This is a genomic window from Candidatus Allofontibacter sp., from assembly GCF_040404065.1.
Classification (GTDB): domain Bacteria; phylum Pseudomonadota; class Alphaproteobacteria; order Pelagibacterales; family Pelagibacteraceae; genus Fontibacterium.
Window position 1 is genome coordinate 1,105,088 of record NZ_JBBAJM010000001.1, and the last position, 24,863, is coordinate 1,129,950.

Below are 24,863 nucleotides of genomic sequence, written 5' to 3' on the forward strand. Positions count from 1 at the left end.
TTAATAAATTAGTTTTACAACTGGAGGATTTGCATTGTGTGTATATTCACCAGCTGTCATATTAGTTTTATTTCTTAAAACTACCTCGCCATACATAGGCCTAACATCAATACCATTGCCGTTAATATTTTTAACAGTTCCAGTAATCATATTAGTTTCACTCCATACTGCGGTGTAACTTGGTGAAGTAAAAAGAGTATAATTCAACAAACCTCCCCTGCCATTGCTTATGCTTAATGTCTGGTTTGTTAATGCTAAACTGTAATTAACGTCGCCTGTCATATTAGAGCAAACAACTGTGATTTCACCAACAGTTTTAGCAGAAGGACCGGATCCAAAGTTATCAAATTTACCAAAATTTAGTCTTCCTTCAGCTATTCTACAAGAAGAGGCTAGTGCGTTAGAGATAGAAATTAATCCTAACATAAACACATATATAAATAATTTTTTAAAGTAATTTAATTTCATAAACCTTAATTTATAGCTCCTGCATTTACCGTCTCTACTGCGCTACGTGTGCCAGATAAAGTTATCGTACCAGCTCCACTTTTCACAAAGCTAAAGCCTCCTATTAAATCGCCGTAGAAATTAGTGTTACCAGACTGACTTAAAGTGAAAACATCAGTTCTGTAAGCAATGATACCAACGCCAGTCAATCCTGATGTTGATGATAACGAACTAAATTGTTGACCGATATTTTGATCAACCATTATCAATCTAGCTCCATTACCTGTGAACGAAAGAGCTGAACCAGTAGGAAGCGCGTTATTACCACCGATAATTATATCGCCAGCTGCTATAATTGTATTACCCGTGTATGTGCTCGCACCATTTAATCTTAAAACGCCAGCTCCTGATTTTGTAACTGTACCTGTGCCACTAATTACTCCTGAATAATCACTGAAAATTCTTTGTAAAATTGTTAAAGCTCCGCCGCCACTACCTAAGCTAACATTTCCACCTGAAGCTCCGCCGCCAGCTAACGAACTGATCGTTTGAGTTGTTCCATTAATATTTAATCCAACTCCAGCTGTATTTGCTAACACTACTGAAACAGAACTTGTGATGGCGTTATTAGCTGCCAAATTTAATGTACCAGCACTTACAGTTGTTAGACCTTGATAAGTGCTACCGCCTGTTAAAGTTAAAGTTCCACTTCCAGTTTTAGTAACTGCTCCAGAAGTATTGTCTTTAATTATTCCAGCAAATGTTGCATCGCTTGTTTGATTGATAGTTAAAGTGCTGTTTGGATATAACCAAGCTAAAGCACCAGAGTCACCTGATAATGTTCCAACATTTAATGACAAACCATCTTGTAATAATAATAATCTAGCAGCTCCAGTTAATGATAAAGCAGTATTTGGAATTCCGCCATTAATCATAATGATTAAATCTCCACCTGTAACTGCAGTCGCGCCAGTATAAGTGTTAACTCTTGTTAATCTTAATACTCCGTAACTTGATTTAGTAAATGATCCATCACCACTGATTACGCCTGCGTAATCTCCAAATGTAAATTGATTTACTGTTAAAGCTCCACCTGTTCCTAAAGTAATATTACCACCCGTTGTTCCACCACCAGAAATTGACCCGATCGTATCAGTTTTGCCATTAACATTTAAAGCAACTCCAGATGTATTTGCTAGAACCACTTCGCTGTAATCAGGCATAACGTTGTTTGCTCCGATTTTTATAATTCCAGCATTAATTAATGTTTTTCCTGTGTAAGTGTTTGAGCCATCCAATGTTAATGTAGAAGATCCAGCTTTAGTTAAGCCACCATCCCCAATAATAGTTCCAGAATAAGTGCCATCAACTGCTTGCGTAACTGTTAAAACGTTAGATCTATTTGCTAAATTAATTTGAGCACCCGTTACTCCGTTACCAGATAATGAACCAACGTCTTGAGTAACGTCACTAAATATTAATAATAACTTACTAGTACCTGTAAATGTTAATGCAGTGTTTGGTAAAGCATTAGTAACTCCTACTATAATCTCTCCCTCTGTAATTGTTGTTGCGCCACTATAAGTGTTAGCTCTATTTAACCATAAAGTTCCGTATCCTGATTTTGTAAATGAACCTGCTCCACTAATAACTCCGCTATATATTCCAAAACTAAATTGATTTACTGTTAAAGCTCCGCCAGTTCCTAAAGTAATATTTCCACCTGAAGTTCCACCACCTGATAATGATCCAATTGTATCAGTCATGCCATTAACATCTAAAATAGCTCCAGCTGTATTTGCCATAACTACTTGACTTGAATCTGGCATAACATTGTTTGCGCCTATTTTTAAAGTTCCACCATTAATTGTTGTATTGCCTATGTAAGAATTAGAGCCATACAATGTAACTACTGTGCCACTTGAACCAGACATAGTAAGCGGTGAAGAAAACATGTTGCCTAAATCTGCATAAATAGTGTGTGTTGTTCCTGATGTTGGATTTAATAAATAAGTATTAGCAGTTATAGCGTTGCCAGATGCGCCAACTGTTACTGATCCGCTCGTTAATGTTAATGTATCAAAAACCTCTACACGGTCATTTAATTGTAAAGTTCCACCATTAACAGTTACAGCTGCACTGTTATCAATTACTGTTCCCACATCCGTAACTCCTGCTTGATCTAAAATTAAAGTTCCGGCAAGAACTGTTGTTAAACCAGTGTAAGCGTTCGTTCCTGTTAAAGTTACTGTACCAGCGTCAGTTTTGGTAACCGCCCCTGCGCCGTTTCCAATAACTCCGCTAACAACTATATTTCCCGCTCCACCAAGTACTAGAAGTTGTGAACCGTTATTAATATTTCCGCTTAATGTTAAAATTCCAGAGTCAGAGTTAATTCTCACCCCAGAAGCTGATGACGAAATATCAATTGTTCCCTGATAAGTATTGTTGCCGCTTATATTTCTTAAAGCTCCAGTTGAAGCAATTCCATCACCATTTAACGTTAATGCTTCAGTAGCAATTGTAATTCCACCTATTAATTCTAAAGCAGCACCTTGAGCAACTGTTATGCCTCCAGTTGTTGTTCCAAAAGCAGATGCATGACTTGCTCTTATTATACCTGCAGAAATTGTTGTAGCGCCTGTGTAATTATTAGCGCCTGACAAGAATAATGTGCCTGATCCATCTTTAGTTAATGTACCAGTGCTTGTGTCAATTGGGTCTGCAACTGAAATGTTATTGGCTCCACCGAAAGTTATATTATAACTTCCAGTAATTCCGTTACCGCTTGCAACATCTAAAGTTAACAATCCAGAGTCAGAGTTAATTCTTGAGTTAGATGCTAAAGTAATAGCACCACCATAAGTATTATTTCCTGAAATATTTCTTAAAGCTCCACCTGAACTAATTCCAGTTCCGTTTAATGTTAACGCCTCAGCGCCAATTGTAATTGCGCCTGATAATTGTAATGCAGCACCATCTGCAACTGTTACTCCACCAGCAACTGTTCCAAGAGCTGTATTATTTGCAGCTGTTAACACCCCTGCAGAAATTGTAGTTGCACCTGCGTAAGTGTTAGCTCCAGATAAAGTTAATGTGCCAGATCCATCTTTAGTTAATGTACCAGAACCTGTGCTAATAATTGTGCTAACTGTTGTGTTTCCACTTCCGCCCACTGTTAAATTAAAGTTAGTTCCAGTAATTGCGTCTGTAGATTTATTTAAAGTTAATGTTCCAGAGTCAGAGTTAATTCTAGAGTCAGAAGCCAAAGTAATTAATCCGCCATAAGTATTGTTGCCTGAAATATTTCTTAAAGCTCCGCCTGAACTAATTCCATCACCATTTAATGTTAATGCTTCAGCACCAATTGTAATTGTGCCTGACAATTGTAATGCCGCTCCACTTGCAACTGTTGTTCCTGATGCAGTTGTTCCAAGAGCTGTATTATTTGCAGCTGTTAATGCACCTGCAGAAATTGTTGTAAGACCTGTATATGAGTTAGCGCCAGATAAAATTAATGTACCTGATCCAGCTTTTGTTACTACTAAAGCAGAAACACCTTCGCTAATAATTCCTGTGATTGTACTTGCGCCAATATTGGTAACACTTAATGTTCCTGTAGATTTAATAGCAGCTGCAGTTAATACATCTGTTGTAATTGTAAGACCTGTAAGAGCAGTTGTTCCACCAACAGCTCCTGTAAATGTCACATCTCCCGTGCTAGATCCACCTGTATTAGTAATTGTTAAAGTGTTAGCTCCATTCACTGTTGAACTAAATAAAATAGTTCCAGTTGGAGCTGTTAATGTTGGGCTTGCAGTTAATGTAACTGCACCTGAATAAGTTTGTCCGTTATTTGTTGTAGTAACGTTAGCACCAAGACTTGTTGTTCCTGATACGCTGAATGAAGTTGCGTTAGTAATATTTCCACCAATTGAAGAGTTACCAGTGATTGTTAAAGAGAAACCACCTCCATCAACTGTTGAAGAGTTTGTAACCGTTGAACCAGCAAGTGTTGTGTTGGCTGTTAATGTAACAGCACCTGTGTAAGTTTGTGTGCTAGCTATTGTAACGTTAGCGCCAATGCTTGAAGCTCCAGAAACATCTAACGTTGTTCCGTTAGAAATAGCAGCAGTTGTTGTTAATGCAGCTGTTGAAACCGCAGCTCCAAATGTTGTTGCGCCATTAATTGTTAATTGTGCTGGTCTTTGAGATCCACCAATAATACTTACAAATGTGTTAGTTGCTCCAGAAACAGTAATTGTTCCCTCTGTTGCAGCTAAACCATTAATAGTTCCAGTGATTGTTTTTCCTGTTCCTGAGAATGTAACTCCAGCTGTTCCAGTATTGTCATCTAAAGTAATTGCAGTAACAGTTACTGTGTTTGCAAAATTTGCTAATGAATTTTCGCCAGAAACATTTCCACCTACAACGTTAATGTTTGTAGTTGTTCCTTGTATTACTGTTCCATTAAATAATGCAGAACCCGCTTTTGTAGTTGTTCCAATAGTTATTGTGTCAGCTGCAACGTTACCTGAGAATGTAATAATTCCTGGAGCACCATCAGCACTATTAATAATTTGAATAGTTGTTGTGCCATTGTCAGTAATAGCAGGCGATATTGTTTTAGCTGAAGTTGCGTTAAATAATAATGTACCGTAGTTAGCAATTGTTGTCGCAGTTACTGCATCTGAGAATGTTAATTGCTCACCTGCAACGTTAGTAATTGTTCCAAGTGCTCCATTAGTAGCTCCACCGACAGCTCCTGCAAATATTACGTTTCCTGAACCAGCTCCAAAAGTTAAATTATTTGCTCCTGATGTCGAACTATCTACTGTGCTCGAGAAAGTAATTGTGCTCGATGTTGCAGTTAATGTTTTAGTAGTTGCAGATCCACTAATAGTTACTGCTCCTGTGTAAGTTTGTGCTCCAGATGTTGAAACGTTAGCGCCAAGAGTTGTTGTTCCTGATACGCTAAATATATTAACGCCTGAGATTGCACCGTTAATAACTGAGTTTCCTGTTTCAGTTAAAGAGAATGTAGCTCCACTAATTGTGTTTGAGTTAGTAATTGTAGTTCCAGTTAATGTTCTATCAGCAGTCGCTAATGTAACTGCACCTGTGTAAGTTTGTGTTCCAGATGTTGAAACATCTGCTTTAAGTGTTGTAGTTCCACTAACAGATAAATTTTTTCCAGTTCCAGATAAAGTTACAGTGTCAGTTCCAGTGCCATCACCAAATACAGCATTACCTGTAACTGTTAATGAATAAGCGCCGTCTAATGTTGAGTTAGTTGTGATTGTTGTGCCTGTTAATGTTCTGTCAGAATTCGCTAATGTAACTGCACCCGTGTAAGTTTGTGTTCCAGATGTTGTAACGTTAGCTCCTAATGTTGAAGCTCCAGAAACTGAAAGACTTGTTAAAGCAGTTCCCGCTCCAACCGCTCCATTTAAAGCAACAGGACCAGTGCTGTTAGTAATAGTTAAAACTTGAGCTCCATTAATTGTGCCTGATAAAGTTAGAGTTCCTGAGCCTGTATCATTTTTAATAGTCGTAGCTCCAGCTAAAGTAATATTGCCTGAAGCAGTAGCTCCTGCTGTTGCATGAGAATTATAAAGTGCACCAGATGAAAGGTAACCAGTTCCTGATAAACTTAGAGCATTTGCAACTGTGTAAGAATTTAAATCAATTGCTGCGCCAGAACTTACTGTTACAGCACCCGTACCAAATGCACCGTTTGTAACTGAACCCGTTGAAGAAATTCCAGCTTGTACAATACCACTCGAAATAGTAGTTCCGCCTGTGTAAGTGTTAGCACCTGATAAAATTAATGTACCTGTTCCAGATTTAGTTAATGCACTTCCGCTGATAATACTTAAAATACTACCTGTTCCAGCATTAGTAATAATACTAGCTCCACCTAAATTTATTCCTCTGTTAGCATTAATTATAACTCCATCAGCCAATGAAAGAGTCATAGTATTTGCAATAGTTAATTGATCAGACACATATGATGCTGGAGCTGTACCTAAATTTGAGTCGCTGCTAATTGCTAATGTACCTTGTGCAATACTAGTTTTACCTGAGTAAGTATTTGTTCCAGATAAAGTTAAAGTGCCAGAGCCTGATTTAGTTAAATTACCAGCGCCTGATATTACTCCATCAAAACTTGTTGTGCCATTTACAGTAGTTGTTAATTTCTTGCCGCTTGCTATAACAATTGAACCAGAGCCAGTTATCGCTCCAACTGCATCAGTTTCGTTTAATTGGTAAGTTGCGCCACTTGCAACTGTAATAGTGCCATTAATTGCTAATGTGTCAGCCACTGCACTTGTAATTAAAGTTCCAGCATTAATCGTTGTATTTCCAGTATAAGTATTAGCAGCGGATAAAGTTAATGTTCCAGCTCCAGCTTTTGTTAAAGCTAATGCAGAAGCACCATCGCTTATAATTCCTGTAATTGTACTTGTGCCACCATTCGTAACACTTAATGTTCCTGTAGATTTAATAGCAGCTGCAGTTAATACATCCGTTGTAATTGTAAGTCCTGTAAGAGCAGTTGTTCCACCAACAGCTCCTGTAAATGTTACATCTCCTGTGTTAGCTCCACCGCTATTAGTAACAGTTAAAGCATAAGCTCCATCAACCGTTGAACTAAATAGAATAGTTCCGCTTGGAGCTGTTAATGTTGGGCTTGCAGTTAATGTAACTGCACCTGAATAAGTTTGTCCGCCAGTTGTTGTAGTAACACTAGCACCAAGGCTTGTTGTTCCAGAAATACTTAAGCTTGTAATATTTGTAATATTACCGCTGATAACTGCATTTCCTGTTTCTATTAAAGAGTATCCACCGCCTGCAATTGTCGAGCTATTTGTAATTGTTGAACCTATTAAAGTAGTATTGGCTCCTAAAGTAATAGCATCACCATAAGTTTGAGCTCCTGTTGTTCTAACAGATCCTCCATTAATTACAGTTGTTCCACCTGCATTTGTTGTAACGCTAGCAAGGTAAGGAGAGGTTGCACCAACTGTTCCACTAAATGTTGTGGCTCCTGAAGTGTTAACTGTTAACGCTCTTGCGGATGTAGTGCTCTCAATTGTTCCAGCAAAAGAAATGTTTCCAGATGAGCTTGAAGTTAAAGTAACGTCTGCTCCTAAAGTAACGTTCTCACCAAAAGTTTGCGCACCCGTTGTTGTAATTGCAGTTGTGTTAATTGCAAGTGTTCCACCTGCGTTTGTTGTTAAACTTGTTAAAGCAGTTGATCCACCAATAATTCCTGAAAGTGTTGTTGTGCCAGTCGTGTTAATCATTAATGTGTAAGCACCATTAACTGTTCCGCCTAAAGTAACGTCACCCGCTGTGTTTGCAAAAATAATTGTATCTCCAGTTAGAACTGTTGGCGTATTTGAGTCTCCAATTGATATTGGTGTATTTGTTGATCTAAATAATCCTCCAATATTAACCTGACTTGGAGCAGTTGCAGTAACTCCACCTGTAAATTCTAATCCTCCCGAAATTGTCACTCCTACTAAAGTAAGTGTTCCTGTATTAGAAAAAGTAACTGCATTTGTAATTATACCGCCACCATTAATTGCAATGTTATAAGCTGCGGCTGCAGTACCAAATGTTGTTGCCGTAACAAAGCCTGTGAATGTAATAGTTCCAGTTGTTGCTGTTAATGTAACTGTTGCAGCATCTACTGAACTTGAGAATGTTGTTCCGCCTGATTGAGTAACCGTTACTGTTCCAATATCAGTTCCAACTGTACCACTAACTGTAACTGCGCCTGTTGTATTAATAGTTAAGTTAGAAGCCGTGCTACCTACTGTTCCTGTTACTGAAGATAAACTTAATGTATTTGCAATTCCTGTTCCAACTGTAAGAGTAACGCCATCTGCTAAAGTTGCAGCTCCTAATGTAATATTTCCTGTTGATGTTCCACCAACCGTTGAGTTTCCACCAACACTGATACCTGTATCAGCATCTCCTAAAGTAATAACTCCTGTTCCTGCAGCAGTAACAGTTCCATTTAAATTAATGCTACTTGGATTAGTTGCAACTACTCCTCCTGTAAATGCTATTGTGTCACTACCATTTCCAAGAGTAACAGTTCCTGTATTAGAGAAAGTAGTCGCTCCAGCAATTGTGTTGCTTGATCCATTAAATACTACGTTGTAAGCGCCTGTTCCTGCAGCAACTGTTAATGCTGTTCCTGCGGTAACGTTACCGCTAAACGTAACAGACGTTGAAGCTTTTGAATCTGATATTGCAATTGTTGCAGCGTTTACTGTACTTGAGAATGTTGTTCCTGCAGATTTAGAAATTGTTATTGTTCCAAGTGCAGTTCCAGATCCAACAGCACCCGTTACGCTAATTGTTCCAGATGTAAGACCTGTATCTAAAATTAAATTTTGCGCTGAAACGTTTGTAATTGTTCCAACAAAACTAATATTTCCATTAGATGTTGTAACTAAAGTAGTGTTTGCACCTAATGTAACGTTATCGTTATAAGTTTGTGTGCCTGTTGTTGTAATTCCAGTTGTATTAATTGCAGTTATTCCACCTGTGTTTGTCGTTAAACTTGTTAAAGCAGTTGAGGCACCAATAATTCCTGAAAGTGTAGTTGTTCCTGTTGAATTAAGATCTAAAGTGTAAGCACCATTAATTGTTCCACCTAAAGTAATATTTCCAGTTGTGTTTCCAGAAATAATTGTGTTTGCAGTTAAAACTATTGGTGTGTCTGAATCTCCAATTGATATTGCAGTATTCGTTGATTGAACAGTTCCACCAATATTAACTTGGCTTGGAGCAGTTGCGGTAACACCAGCTGTAAATGTTGTTGTGCCAGCTAAAGTAAGAGTTCCAGTGTTAGAGAAAGTTGCAGCATTTGTAATTGTACCGCCACCATTAATTGCAATGTTATAAGCTGCAGCTGTAGTTCCAAATGTCGTTGCAGTAACAGCGCCTGTAATAGTTGTTCCTGAGTTTGCGTTAATAGTTGTTGCAGCAACTGTGCTGTTAAATGTCGTTGTGCCAGCGCTAATAGTTATAGTCGATAAAGGATTTGTAGCACCAATTGCACTTGCAAATGTTTTTCCAGTTCCAGAAACTGTAATTGTTCCTTCAGTTGTAGCTAAACCATTAATTGTTCCAGTAATTGTTGCTGTTGTTCCTGAGAACGTAGCTGAAGCTGTTGCTGTGTTATCATCTAAAGTAATTGCAGTAACAGTTACAGTAGATGCAAAGTTACCAAGGGAAGCTTCTAATGAGTCTCCACCAACAATATTAATATTTGTTCCAGTAACTGTTCCGTTAAATAATGCAGAACCCGCTTTTGTAGTTGTTCCAATAGTTATTGTGTCAGCTGCAACGTTACCTGAGAATGTAATAATTCCAGGTGCACCATCAGCACTATTTATAACTTGAATAGTAGTTGTACCGTTATCTGTAATTGCTGGTGTTATTATTTTAGCTGAAGTTGCGTTAAACAATAATGTGCCGAAGTTAGCAATTGTATTTGCAGTTACGTTATCAGAGAATGTTAATTGTTGTCCTGACGCATTAGTAATTGTTCCTAAATTGAAAGTTGTTCCAACCGCACCTGTAAATGTTGCAGTTCCAGTACCTGTTCCAAATGTTAAATCTCTATCTGTTGCATCAACAGCATTAATTGTGCTTGAGAAAGTAATTGTATTTGCCGTTGTAGTTAATGTTGGACTTGCAGATAATGTAACTGCACCTGTGTAAGTTTGTGTTCCAGATGTTGTAACGTTAGCTCCTAATATAGAAGCTCCAGAAACTGAAAGACTTGTTAAAGCTGTGCTTGCTCCAACGTTTCCGTTTAAAGCAACTGGGCCAGTGCTGTTAGTGATAGTTAAAGCTTGAGCTCCATCAATTGTGCCTGATAAAGTTAAAGTACCTGAACCTGTGCTATTTTTAATAGTAGTAGCACCAGCTAAAGTAATATTGCCTGAAGCAGTAGCACCTGTTGTTAAGTGAGAATTATAAAGAGCACCTGATGAACTGTAACCAGTGCCAGATAAAGTTAAAGCATTTGAAACTGTGTAAGTATTTAAGTCAATTGCTCCAGCAGTGTTTACTGTTACAGAGCCTGTACCAAATGCACCGTTTGTAACTGAACCCGTTGAAGAAATTCCAGCTTGAGCAACACCATTAGAAATAGTAGTGCCTCCTGTGTAAGTGTTAGCTCCAGATAAAGTTAATGTACCAACTCCAGATTTTGTAACTGCTAAAGCAGTTGAGCCATCACTAATAACTCCTGTGATTGAACTTGCTAGAGCATTATTAACACTTAATGTTCCTGTAGATTTAATTGCAGCTGCCGTTAATGTATTTGTTGTAATATCAAGTCCTGTAAGAGGAGTTGTTCCACCCACAGCACCTGTAAATGTTATATTTCCTGAACTAGTGTTAACAATGGTTAAAGAATAAGCACCATCTACTGTTGAGCTGAATAGAATATTTCCTGCATCAGTTAATGTATCATTTGCATACAATGTAACTGGACCTGTGTAAGTTTGTGAGTTTCCAGTTGTTGTAACGTTAGCTCTTAAACTAGAAGGTCCTGATACTGACAATGAAGTAGCGTTTGTAATTGCAGCTCTAAGATCTAATCCAGCATTTGTTCCTGTGATTGCAATTGCATTTAGTGCATAAGTATTTCCAACAGTTCCATTAAATTGAACCGTAGCTGCAGTTCCTGTTGCAATAGTTAAACTTCTAGCTCCACCCGAGTCACTGTTTACTGTGCTTGTGAATGTAACGTTATCACCTGTTGTTGTTAAAGTTCTATCAGCACTATTTACTGTAACTGCACCTGTATAAGTTTGTGTTCCAGTTGTTGAAACGTTAGCTCCAAGACTTGTTGTTCCTGATACGCTGAATATATTAACTCCTGAAATTGCACCGTTAATAACTGCATTGCCTGTTTCAGTTAAAGAGAATGTAGCTCCAGTAATTGTTGAAGAGTTTGTAATAGTTGTTCCAGTTAATGTTCTATCCGCTCCACTTAATGTAACTGCGCCCGAATAAGTTTGTATTCCAGATGTATTAACGTTTGCACCTAAATCAGAAACTCCTGATACAGTTAATGAAGTAGCTCCCGCTGAACTGTCAGATGTTTTTTGAATAACAGCATTAAGATCAAGTGCACCTGTAATTGCAATTGCGCCCAATGGGTTTGTTCCACCAACTACACCATTAAATCTAATAGTTGGAGTAGCTCCACCTGAGGTAAGTGTTAAAGCTCTTGGCGTAGCTCCATCACTATTTACTGTTGAACCGAAAACAATAGTGTCACCTGCAGAAGCAGAAGTTGTTGTTAAAATTCTATCAGCACTGTTTAGTGTAACTGCGCCTGTGTAAGTTTGTGTTCCAGTTGTTGAAACGTTAGCACCAATACCTGTTGTTCCTGATACGCTAAAGTTAGTAACTGATGTAATAGCTCCACCAATTGAAGAGTTACCAGAAATTGCTAAAGCAATAGAACCTCCGCTTAATGTTGATGAGTTAGTAATTGTTGTACCTGTTAATGTTCTAGGACCAGTTCCTGAAACTGTAACTGCGCCTGTGTAAGTCTGCCCTCCAGATGTTGTAACATCAGCACCTAAATCAGAAACTCCAGCAACCGTTAATGATGCAGCACCTGTAATTGCAGCATTAAGATCTAACGTACCGCCGTTTGTAGTTGTAATATTATTTATAGGAGCGGTTCCGCCAACAATTCCATCTAGTTTAAGAATTCCTCCGCTTATAGTTAAATTTTTTGGTGTAGCGTTATCGCTGTTTACAGCGTCAGTAAACCAAACGGTTCCTGATGTTGTAGTTAATGCAATATCTGCACTTAAGGTAACAGGACCGTAGAAAGTTTGGTTTCCAACTGTTGATAGTGCTCCGCTAATATTTATTCTGCTTGTGTTTCCAGATTTACCAACGGTTAAAGTTCCTAACAATCCGCTGTTTGGAACGCCACTTACAACGTCAACAAGTTTAATATTTAACGTATCAAGAGGAATTGTACTAAAGCTTGTGCTTGCTGGCTCAATAACTAAATCTCCAGCTCCTGTAAAAGTTTGGCTAACAATAACTGGATTGTTAGATCTTACGATATAACGGCCTTGCTTAATAATTACATAAGTTGGATTTGTTCCATCATTATCTGTTTTAGTTCCTGTTAAAACAAAAGTACCCGCGCCATCTTTAGTAAAAGTTGTAAGTCCTGATATTGTTCCACCATAAATTGTTGTCGTTGAACTATTTACATTAATAGTTCCACCGCCTGTGCTAAGAGTAATTCCTCTATTAGTTGCTAAAGTTAAATCTAAAGTTAAATCTGCTGTAGTTTGTAAAATTCCGCCACTTAAAGTTAGTTGTGTTGCAGCTACAGATCCTGGCACAGCACCTAAGTTAGTGTCAGCGCTAATTGAAATTGTACCAGCAGAAATTGTTGTAATTCCAGAATAAGTATTTGTATTAGATAATGTTAAAACTGAAGATGAACCTGTGTCTTTAGTTAAAGATCCAGTTCCTGAAATAACTCCAGATAAAGTTTGTGTTGCAGATGATGAGTAAATAAATGCAGCATTGTTCACAATTGCTCCGGCATAGCTACCTGAGTTTAATGAACCTGATCCAGTAATTGCTAAAGTACCAACAGAAATTGTTGTTGTGCCAGTGTAAGTATTTACGCCAGTTAAATTTAATGTACCTGAATTTATTTTAGTAAGTGCACCCGTTGTTGTTGTTCCGGTTGCTCCTGCTAATGTTAATGTAGCGCTGTTATCAATAGTTGCAGTTGTGCCAGCACTTATTGTGAATGCTCTATCTGATGTTTCTCCTGCTCCCGTGTATATTAAAGTTCCGTTACCTAATACTAAGTTAGTGTTAGCATTAGTAGCTGCGCTTAATTTACTAGAAGTACTTCCACCATTGCCAATTGTTCCAACGCTTAATGTTCCAGCATTAATAGTAACAATTCCCGTTTGTAAGTTTGTTCCAGTTAAAATTAATATTCCAGAACCTGTTTTAGTAAGATTTCCTGTTGTAGCAGCTGCAGATCCACTAACTGTTAAAGTGTTAGTAGTGATATCAAAAGTTCCTGTTGTTCCTGCAGTTATTGTAAAGTTTCTATCTGTTGAAGCAGTTGAGCCTGTGTATTGTAAAGTACCACCACCTAATACTAAATTAGATGCAGAGTTAGTTGCTTGTCCTAAGTTTCCTGCAACTCCACCATTTCCAATTGTTCCAACACTTAATGTTCCAGCGTTAATTGTTGTAACGCCTGTGTAAGTATTTGTATTAGATAATGTTAAAACTGAAGATGCACTTGTGTTTTTAGTTAAAGCTCCAGTTCCTGAAATAACTCCAGATAAAGTTTGTGTTGCTGAAGATGAATAAATGAATGTACCGCTATTAGCTATTGCTCCTGCATAGCTGCCTGAGTTTAGTGAACCTGATCCTGTAATAGCAACTGTTCCAGCAGAAATTGTTGTTGCTCCTGTGTAAGTGTTAACGCCAGATAAAGTTAATGTGCCCGATCCATCTTTAGTTAATGTTCCAGTACTTGTGGCAATTGGATCTGCAACTGTAGTGTTGCCTGATCCACCAAAAGTTATGTTATAAGTTCCAGTAATTGCGCTTCCAGTTGCAACATCTAATGTTAACGTTCCAGAGTCAGAATTAATTCGTGAGTCAGAAGCTTGTGTAATAGCGCCGGCATAAGTGTTTGTTCCTGAGATGCTTCTTAAAGCTCCACCAGAACTAATTCCACTTCCATTTAAAGTTAAAGGTTCAGCGTTAATTGTACTTGTAATTTCTAAAGCAGCTCCATCTGCAACTGTTGTTCCAGAGCTTATATTTCCAAGTGCTGAAGCGTTAGATGCTCTTAATGCACCTGCAGAAATTGTTGTAACGCCTGTGTAAGCATTAGCGCCTGATAAAATTAATCTTCCAGTTCCAGTTTTTGTAAGTGCTCCTGAAGTAGTAGCTGCTGCACCACTAATTGTTAAATCAGCTGTGTTGCTGGAAATTTCAAAAGTTCCAGTTGTGCTATTAGTTATTGTAAAAGCTCTATCTGTTGAAGCGGTTACACCTGTGTATTTTAAAGTACCACCACCTAATACTAAGTTAGTAGCGGTGCTAGTTGCTTGTCCTAAGTTTCCAGCAACTCCACCATTTCCAATTGTTGAAACACTTAATGTTCCAGCATTAATTGTTGTAACGCCTGTGTAAGTGTTTGTTCCTGTTAATGTTAAAACTGAAGAAGCATCAGTGTCTTTAGTTAAATTTCCAAGTCCCTGAATAGTTCCTGTTTGAAGAGTTTGGTTTGCACTTGATGAATATTTAAATGTTGCACCAGATCCAATATTAATATGATTTGAGTAAACTCCAGCTGACGTTGGTGATAATGAACCTGATCCTGTAATTGCAAGTACACCACCACTTGCATTAATCCAAGTCGCTCCACCGTAAGTATTGTAACCACTTAAATTTGCTGTTCCAGCTCCTGTATGCTGAAGTGTTGCTCCTGATCCTCCTAAACTTGCTGATACTGAAACTGTAACTCCTGTTGATGGAGTTAAATAAATATTATTTGTGCCTGTTAATATTCCTTGTGTGCTAGATCCTGTTCCAGTGATTGATCCTGCAGTTAAAGTAATATCAGCAACCGTGTCTGTGTAAGATCCTAAAGCTAATACTGCATTAGCACCATTAACTGTAACTGCTCCTGAAGAAATTGCATCGTTAACTCCGTAAGTTAAACTTCCATCAGAAACTAATGTTAGACCTGTGTAAGCATTAGCGAAATTAAATGTTAATGTACCCGATCCGTCTTTAGTTACCGCTCCAGTTTTAGTAACTCCTGAACCTATAGCTGCTGTGTTCATTATGGTATTACCTACTCCACCGAACGTAAGCCCTATAGCGCCATTATCGATACCTCCGCTTAATGTTAATGTGCTTCCAGTATCACTATTAATTCGTACTGAGCTTGTAGATAAAGTAATTGCACCAGCATAACTGTTGCTTCCTGAAATATTTCTTAAAGATCCAGCTCCGCCAATACCAGTATTGTTTAATGTTAACGCTTCAGCGCCAATTGTAATGTCGCCTGATAATTCTAATGCAGCTCCACTTGCAACAGTTGTGCCTGATGCAGTTGTTCCAAGTGCAGTATTATTTGCAGCTCTTAATACACCTGCAGAAACTGTTGTAAGACCTGTGTGAGCATTAGCGCCTGATAAAATTAATCTTCCAGTTCCAGTTTTTGTAAGAGCTCCTGAAGTAGAAGCTGCTGCACCACTGATTGTTAAATCAGTTGCCTGAGTTGAAACTTCAATAGTTCCTGTTGTTCCTGCAGTTATTGTAAAGTTTCTATCTGTTGAAGCAGTTACGCCTGTATATTGTAAAGTACCACCACCTAATACAAGGTTAGTAGCAGCGTTAGTTGCGGAACCTAGATTACCGCTTGTAACTCCACCATTTCCTATTGTTGCAACACTTAATGTTCCAAGGTTTATTGTTGTAACGCCTGTGAAAGTGTTTGCTCCTGATAAAGTTAACGTACCAGCTCCAGCTTTTGTTACTGCTAAAGCAGAACCACCGTCACTAATAATTCCTGTGATTGAACTTGCACCAGTATTCGTAACACTTAATGTTCCTGTAGATTTAATATCAGCTGCAGTTAATACATCTGTTGAAATAGTAATCGATGTTGGAGAATTAGTTGCGCCAACCGCTCCAGTAAATGTTGTGTCTCCAGTTCCATTAGTTGTAATACTTAATGATTGAACTCCAGTAACTGTTCCTGCAAATGAAACGCTACCGTTAGAAGTAGTTGTTAGAGTTGTGCCAGCTCCTAAAGTAACGTTATCGTTATATGTTTGTGATCCTGAAGTTCTAACAGAGCCACCATTGATTGCTGTTGTTCCGCTAGCATTTGTAATTAAGCTTGTTAGAGCAGAGCTGTCACCAACTGTTCCTGAAAGTGTAGTTGTTCCTGTAGTATTAAGAGTTAAAGCGAATAGACCATTAACTGTTCCGCCTAAAGTAATATTTCCAGATGTATTTCCAGAGATAGTAGAGTCTGCAGTTAAAACTGTAGGAGTGTTAGAGTCTCCAATTGAAATATTTGAATTTGTTGCAGTAACTATTGCACCAATATTAACTTGGCTTGGTACTGTTGCAGTAACTCCGCCAGTAAAATTTATTGTGTCTCCACCATTTCCAAGAGTAACTGTTCCTGTGTTAGCAAAAGTAGTTGCTCCTGCTATTGTGTTACTTGATCCATTAAATACTACGTTGTAAGCAGCCGTTCCTGCTGCGGCTGATAATCCTGTTGTTGCAGTAACGTTACCACTAAATGTAATATTTGCAGAAGCTGTACTGTCGCTTAAAGTAATTGTTGCCGCATCTACTGTACTTGAGAATGTTGTTCCGCCTGATTGAGTAACTGTTATTGTTCCAATATCTGTTCCAACTGCACCGCTTACTGTAACCGTTCCTGTTGTATTAATAGTTAAGTTAGAAGATAAACCAGATGCTGTTCCTGTAACTGAAGATAAACTTAATGTATTTGCAATTCCTGTTCCAACTGTAAGAGTAACGCCATCTACTAAAGTTGCAGCTCCTAAAGTAATAGCTCCCGTTGATGTTCCGCCAACTGTTGAGTTGCCACCAACACTGATGCCTGTGTTAGCATCTCCTAAAGTAATAACTCCTGTTCCTGCTGCAGTAACAGTTCCATTTAAATTGATGCTGCTTGGAGCAGTTGCAACTACTCCGCCAGTAAAATTTATTGTGTCTCCACCATTTCCAAGAGTAACTGTTCCTGTGTTAGCAAAAGTAGTTGCTCCTGCTATTGTGTTACTTGATCCATTAAATACTACGTTGTAAGCAGCCGTTCCTGCTGCGGCTGATAATCCTGTTGTTGCAGTAACGTTACCACTAAATGTAATATTTGCAGAAGCTGTACTGTCGCTTAAAGTAATTGTTGCCGCATCTACTGTACTCGAGAATGTTGTTCCACCTGATTGAGTAACTGTTACTGTTCCAATGTCAGTTCCAACTGTACCAACAGAAACTGTACCTGTTGTATTAATTGTTAGGTTAGAAGATAAACCTGCTGCTGTACCTGTAACTGTAGACAAAGTAATATTTGCAGCATAAGCACCACCACCAACAGTTAACGTTACGTTATCTGCTAATGTTGCAGCTCCTAAAGTAATAGCTCCTGTTGATGTTCCGCCAACTGTAGAGTTTGCAGTCACAGAAACTGGTGTAGCCGATGTACCTACTAAATTAATAACTCCTGTTCCTGCTGCAGTAACTGTTCCTGCAAGATAAACTGTTGTTGGAGATGTTGCAGTAACTCCTGCTGTGAATGCAGTCGTGCCACCTAAAGTAAGAGTACCTGTATTAGAGAAAGTTGCAGCGTTTGTAATTGTACCACCGCCATTAATTGCAACGTTATAAGCTTTTACTGCAGTGGTAAGTGTTGTTGCAGTCAATGCCCCGGTGAATGTAATTGTCCCTGTAGTATCACTCAAAGTAAGTGTTGTAGCATTTACTGTACTTGAGAATGTTGTTCCTGCGGATTGAGAAATTGTTATTTGTACAGCGTTTCCAGCAGATCCAACAGCGCCTGTTACACTAATCGTTCCAGATGTAAGACCTGTATTTAAAGCTAAATGTTTTGCAGCGCCTGTAATTGTTCCACCAAAACTAATATTCCCATTAGATGTTGTTGTTAATGTTTGACCTGCAGCAGTTAATGTAACGTTGCCTGTATAAGTTTGATTTCCAGATGTTGTAAAGTCCGCCCCAATGCTTGAAGCTCCTGAAACATCTAATGTTGTTCCAGAAGAACCAGCTGTTGTTGTTAATAAAGTTGTTTGAACTGCAGCTTGGAATGTAGTTGCGCCATTAATTGTTAATTGCGCTGGTCTAAATGAATTTCCAATTGTACTTGCAAATGTTGGAGTTCCAGAAACAACAATTGTTCCCTCTCCTGCAGCAGCGCCGTTAATTGTTCCGGTAATTGTTGTTGCTGTTCCTGAGAAAGTAACTGTAGCTGTAGAAGCATTATTATCTAAGCTAATTGCAGTAACTGTTACTGTGTTTGCAAATGTTGCTTGAGAATTTTCAGCGCTTGACGCTGCATCTCCGCCGATAACACTAATATTTGTTCCAGATATTGTTCCATTAAATAATGCAGAACCTGCTTTAGCAGAGCTTCCAACAGTTATTGTATCTGCTGCAATGTTACCTGAGAATGTAATAAGTGAAATATTACTATCTGCGTTGCTAATTACTTGAACGGTTGTTGTTCCGTTATCAGTAATATCAGGTGATATTGTTTTAGCTGTAGTTGCGTTAAATAATAATGTACCGTAGTTAGCAATTGTATTTGCAGTTACTGCATCCGAGAATGTTAATTGTTGTCCTGAAGCATTAGTAATTGTTCCTAAATTGAAAGATGTTCCAACCGCACCTGTAAATGTTACAGTTCCAGTACCTGTTGCAAATGTTAAATCTCTATCTGTTGCATCAACAGCATTAACTGTGCTTGAGAAAGTAATTGTATTTGCTGTTGTGGTTAATGTAGGGCTTGTACTTAATGTAACTGCACCTGTGTAAGTTTGTGTTCCAGTTGTTGTAACGTTTGCTCCTAAATCAGAAGTTCCTGATACTGATAATGAAGTAGCGCTTGTAATTGCAGCATTAAGATCTAATGCAGCGCTTGTTCCTGTGATTGCAATTGCGCCTAATGCATAAGTACCGCCAACAATTCCATTAAACTGAACAGTCGCTGCAGTTCCTGTTGCAATAGTTAAATTTCTAGCTCCACCCGAGTCACTATTTACTGTGCTTGAGAATGTAACGTTATCACCTGTTGTTGTTAAAGTTCTTGCGGCACCATTTACCGTAACAGCGCCAGAATATGTTTGTGTATTAGTTGTAGAAACATCTGCACCAAGGCTTGTTGTTCCTGATACGCTAAATATATTAACGCCTGAAATCGCACCATCAATTACTGAATTACCTGTTACAGTTAAAGAGGAACCAGCTCCAGTAATCGTTGATGAATTTGTAATTGTCGTTCCAGTTAATGTAGTGGTTGCAGATAATGTAACTGCGCCTGAATAAGTTTGAACTCCAGATGTTGTAACACTTGCTCCCAAATCAGTAGTACTTGATACTGTTAATGAAGCTGCACTTGTGATTGCTGCGTTAAGATCAAGTGCTCCTGTAATAGATATTGCACCAAGCGGCTGTGTTGCGCCAACAATTCCATCAAGTTTAAGAGTTCCACCACTTGTTGTTAAGTTTCTTGGAGTAGAGTTGCTGCTATTTACAGTTCCGGTAAAATTAATAATTCCAGATGTAACAGTTGTAGTAATATTTGCGCTTAAAGTAACTGGACCATAGAAAGTTTGGTTTCCAGCAGTTGTAATATTTCCGCTAATGTTAATAGTTCCTAAATTTCCAGATTTACCAATAGTTAAAGTTCCCATCAGAGCGCTACGATTTACTCCGTCTGTAGAAACTGGTTCTGTTGGTGCTGTACCAGTACTTCCAACAAGCGAAAGGCCTGATGCCTCAAATGTTGGACTAAAACTTGTACCCGATGATTGAATAATTAAACTTCCAGCGCCTGTAAAAGTTTGGCCAGTCAAAACAGGAGCGTCTGCTTCTACAGTAAATGTACCCTGATAAACTACAACGTAAGCAGTTCCAGTTTTACTTCCTGTAAGTACAAAAGTTCCACTTCCATATTTAGTAAAGGTATTAGCTCCAACTATTGCTCCAGGATAAGTTAAAGTACCACTAACTACATCAATTCCTCCTCCGCCTGTTCCTAAAGTAATTCCTCTGTTAGTTGCTAATGAGAAAGTTCCTGTTGTACGTAAATTTCCGCCACTTAAAGTTAATTGTGTTGCGCTTACGCTTCCTGGTGCTGCGCCTAAGTTAGCATCAGCAGTAATTGCAATTGTACCTTTGCTAATAGTTGTAATTCCTGAATAAGTATTTGTATTAGATAATGTTAAAACTGAAGATGAGTCTGTGTTTTTAGTTAAAGTTCCTGTTCCTGAAATAATCCCAGATAAAGTTTGTGTTGAAGAAGATGAATAAATAAATGCACCGCTATTAGCTATTGCTCCTGCATAAGCACCCGATCCTAATGAACCTGATCCTGTGATTGCTAATGTACCAGCAGAAATTGTTGTTGTTCCAGAATATGTATTTACGCCAGTTAAACTTAATGTGCCTGTACCTGTTTTAGTAAGCGCACCAGTAGTTGTTGTCCCAGTTGCTCCTGCTAATGTTAATGCAGCATCAGTAAAGATGGTTCCAGTAGTACCTGCAGTTATTGTAAAGGCTCTATCTGATGTTGCAGTTGAACCTGTGTAACTTAAGGTACCACCACCTAATACTAAGTTAGTAGCAGTGCTAGCGGCTTGTCCTAAGTTTCCTGCAACTCCACCATTTCCAATTGTTCCAACGCTTAATGTTCCAGCATTAATTGTTGTGACACCTGTGTAAGTGTTTGTTCCTGATAATACTAAAATACCTGAAGAAGTTTTTGTTAATCCGAAACCCGTTCCAGAAATTATGCCTGATAAAGTTAACTGAGTGCCGCCAACATCAGCTGTTGAAGTAGCGCCAAGAGTTATAGTTCCTGCAAAAGAAGAAGTGCCAGTTGATGTTTTAATAGTTCCGCCATTAACGGTTAATGCTTCTGTTGTTGAATAAGTTACGTTTTGTAAATCTAAAGTAGCACCTGATGCAACTGTTGTTCCTGCACCATTTGTTCCAAGTCCATTATTAACAGTTACTGCAAGTGTACCGCCAGTGCTTACTGTTGTGGTTCCTGTGTAAGTATTGTTTCCTGATAACGTCCAAGTACCCGCATCTTGTTTAGTCAGAGTTCCAGTTGTTGTTCCTAAAATACTTGTAAGTGTTCCGCCTTGTGCTCCACCTAATGTTAATCCAAAACCTGCTCCAGTAATTGTTCCGACATTGCTAATATTAATTGTTCCAGTTCCTCCGATAATTGAACTGTCGGATCCTAAAGTAATTAAACCTGAATAAGTTGCAGCAGATCCACTGTTCATTAAAGCACCAATTGAACTTGTTCCTGTGCCGTTAAGAGTTAATGCTTCTGCAGTTCCTAAAGTATAACCTGCAAGGTCAAGAGTTCCGTTTGTAGAAACAACTGTTCCAGCTGCCGTTGTTCCAAGAGGTGTATTTGTTGCGCCACCAGTGGCACCTAATTTTAATGTTCCAGCAGAAATTGTTGTAAGACCTGTGTAAGTATTAGATCCTGATACCGTCCAAGTACCAGTTCCAGCTTTTGTAATATTTAAAGCTTGAGTGTTATTAGAATTTGCAATTACGCCACTAAAAGTTCCTGTGCCACTATCATTACCAACGGATAATGTTATAGGGTTAGCACCACCACCAGCATCGGAAAAATCAATTGCACCAGTTCCTGTAATAATACCAGTTCTAATAGTTGGACTGCTGCCTCCATAAACTCTCAAAAATGTGTTTGCACCATTTAGGTTGATTGGTGAGGTCGAATTGATGTTGCTGCCCAAAAACCATAAATTTCCGTTATTGGTTACAGTGAATTGACCAGAAGTAGTCACAGTGCCGGTAATTGTAATTCGATTAAGCCACTGATCTGAACCAGCAAGAGGCGTTGTTATATTCCATATTCCTGTACCCGATGTCGAACCACTTAATTGGAGTGTAGCATTATTGGCTCCAACATATTCAGTGGTAGCATTATTTACAAACGCTCCACTTAAAGTCATGCTAAAGGCATCCGGTGCAAACTTAAGTGTTCCTGCACTTACTGTTGTTTGTCCGGTATACGTGCTGTTACCTGATAAAGTTAATGTACCTGTACCAAGTTTTGTTACTGCTAAAGCAGTTGCACCATCGCTGATAATTCCTGTGATTGAACTTGCGCCACTATTTGTAACACTTAGTGTTCCTGTAGATCTAATTGCAGCTGCAGTTAATACATCTGTTGTAATTGTAAGACCCGTAAGAGAAGTTGTTCCTCCAACAGCTCCTGTAAATGTTACATCTCCAGTGTTAGCTCCACCGCTATTGGTAATTGTTAAAGTGTTAGCCCCATCAAGTGTTGAGCTGAATAAAATAGTTCCGATTGGAGCTAGTAATGTAGGGCTTCCAGTTAAAGTAACTGCACCTGTGTAAGTTTGTCCACCCGTTGTTGTAGTAACACTAGCACCAAGAAGTGTTGTTCCTGATACGCTGAAAGAAGTTGCATTACTAATTGCACCATTAATTACTTCGTTACCTGTAATTGCTAAAGAGAAACCGCCTCCATTAACTACAAAGGTTGTAACCGTTGAGCCAGCAAGTGTTGTGTTAGCTGTTAATGTAACTGCGCCTGAGTAAAGTTGTGTGCTTGATGTTGTAACATTAGCACCAATACTAGATGTGCTTGATATGTTTAAAGTCGTACCATTAGAAATTGCAGCTGTTGTAGATAATGTTGTAGCAGAAACTGCAGCTTGGAATGTTGTTGCTTGTGAAATAGTTAATGCATCGATACGTGTTGTTCCACCGATAATTCCTGTAAATGTTGTGCCACCGCTATTCTGTACTGTTAAATGTCCAGTGTTAACTGCTGTTCCATTAATTGTACCTCTAACTGTAATTGCAGCAGGAGTACCCGCAGAATCAATTATCATTGTTCCGTCGGTAGTTGATGTTCCAATAGTTATTGCAGTAGCAGCAACGTTATTTTTGAAAGTTCCTGTTTGACCACCTGCAATATTAATTGCTCCTACATTAGTAGCGCCACTTGTTCCGCCGATTTCTCCTGTAAATGTTTTAACAGTTCCAGTAATGCTAATTGTTCCTTCACCTGCTGAAGCGCCTGCGATGGCTGAAGCAATTGTTACACTGTTAGCACCATCAAAAACAATTGTAGCTGTTCCACCTGATGTAGTGTCATCTAAAGTAACTGGTCCGCTTCCGCTTAATGCATAATTAAATGTAGCTGTAGAATTTTCAGATGTTGCAGTATTTCCGCCTGTAATAGTTGTTGCCGTGTTAACTGTAACTCCACTTGCGCCAGTGAATAATGCATTTCCTGATTTAGTAGAGCTTCCAATAGTTAATGTGTCTGTAACAACTGTGCCTGAGAATGTAATTGTAGATATAGTAGTGTCTGCACTATTTATTACTTGAATAGTTGTTGTGCCATTGTCTGTAATATTAGCCGATACTGTTTTAGCAGAAGACGCTTGGAATAATAATGTACCATAGTTTGCAATTGTTGTAGCTGCAACTCCATCAGAGAATGTTAATAATTCACCCGCAACGTTTGTAATTGTTCCAAGTGCAAGTGTAGATCCAACTGCACCAGTAAATGTTACGTTTCCAGTACTTGCTCCAAATGTTAAATTTCTAGCTGATGTTGTGCTATCTAAAGTTCCTGCAAAAGAAACTGTAGTTGCAGTTAAAGTAGTATCCGCTCCTAAAGTAACGTTGTCGTTATAAGTTTGCGCACCTGTTGTTCTAACAGAGCCACCATTAATTGCAGTTGTTCCGCCTGTGTTTGTTGTAACGCTTGCAAGATAAGGAAGTGTTGCGCCAACTGTTCCACTGAATGTTGTAGTTCCAGATGTGTTAACTGTTAACGCTCTTGCAGATGTAGTGCTCTCAATTGTTCCACCAAAAGTAATGTTGCCAGATGAGTTTGAAGTTAAAGTAAGATCTGATCCTAGAGTAACGTTCTCGTTAAATGTTTGCGCACCAGTTGTTGTAATTGCAGTTGTATTAATTGCAACTGTTCCACCTGTGTTTGTAGTTAAACTTGTTAATGCAGTTCCTGCCCCGATAATTCCTGAGAATGTTGTAGTGCCTGTTGTGTTAACATCTAATGTGTAAGCACCATTAACTGTTCCGCCTAAAGTAATCGCACCGTTACCAGCAGAGATAGTTGTATTTGCAGTTAGAACTGTTGGGGTGTCAGAATCCCCAATTGATATTGTATAATTTGTAGATTGAACAGTTCCACCAATATTAACTTGGCTTGGTATAGTTGCTGTAACTCCGCCTGTAAATGTAGAAGAGCCTCCGCCACTAACTAAAGTAACAGTTCCTATATTACTAAATGTTGTAGCTCCAGCTATTGTGTTGCTTGATCCATTAAATACTACGTTGTAAGCATTTAATGTTCCAGTAACCGTTAATCCTGTTGTTGCGGTAACGTTGCCACTAAATGTAACAGACGTTGAAGCTTTTGAATCTGATATTGCAATTGTTGCAGCGTTTACTGTACTTGAGAATGTTGTTCCTGCAGATTTAGAAATTGTTATTGTTCCAAGTGCAGTTCCAGATCCAACAGC

Annotated in this window: 2 protein-coding genes; both read right to left on the minus strand. The window is 38.6% G+C overall.

The window, feature by feature from the left end:
• The gene (locus AC8IG9_RS06010; protein WP_507425893.1) at positions 1-468 is read right to left on the minus strand and encodes a spore coat protein U domain-containing protein; all 468 of its coding nucleotides are present in this window, start codon (positions 466-468) and stop codon (positions 1-3) included.
• A 5-nt stretch (positions 469-473) separates the two neighbouring features.
• Positions 474-24,863 (minus strand): autotransporter-associated beta strand repeat-containing protein (locus tag AC8IG9_RS06015; protein WP_507425894.1); only part of this gene is annotated, 24,390 nt, incomplete at its 5' end.

Coding starts and splice junctions, on each gene's coding strand:
- AC8IG9_RS06010 (WP_507425893.1), bottom strand. CDS start 468: ATGAAATTAAATTACTTTAAAAAATTATTTATATATGTGTTTATGTTA.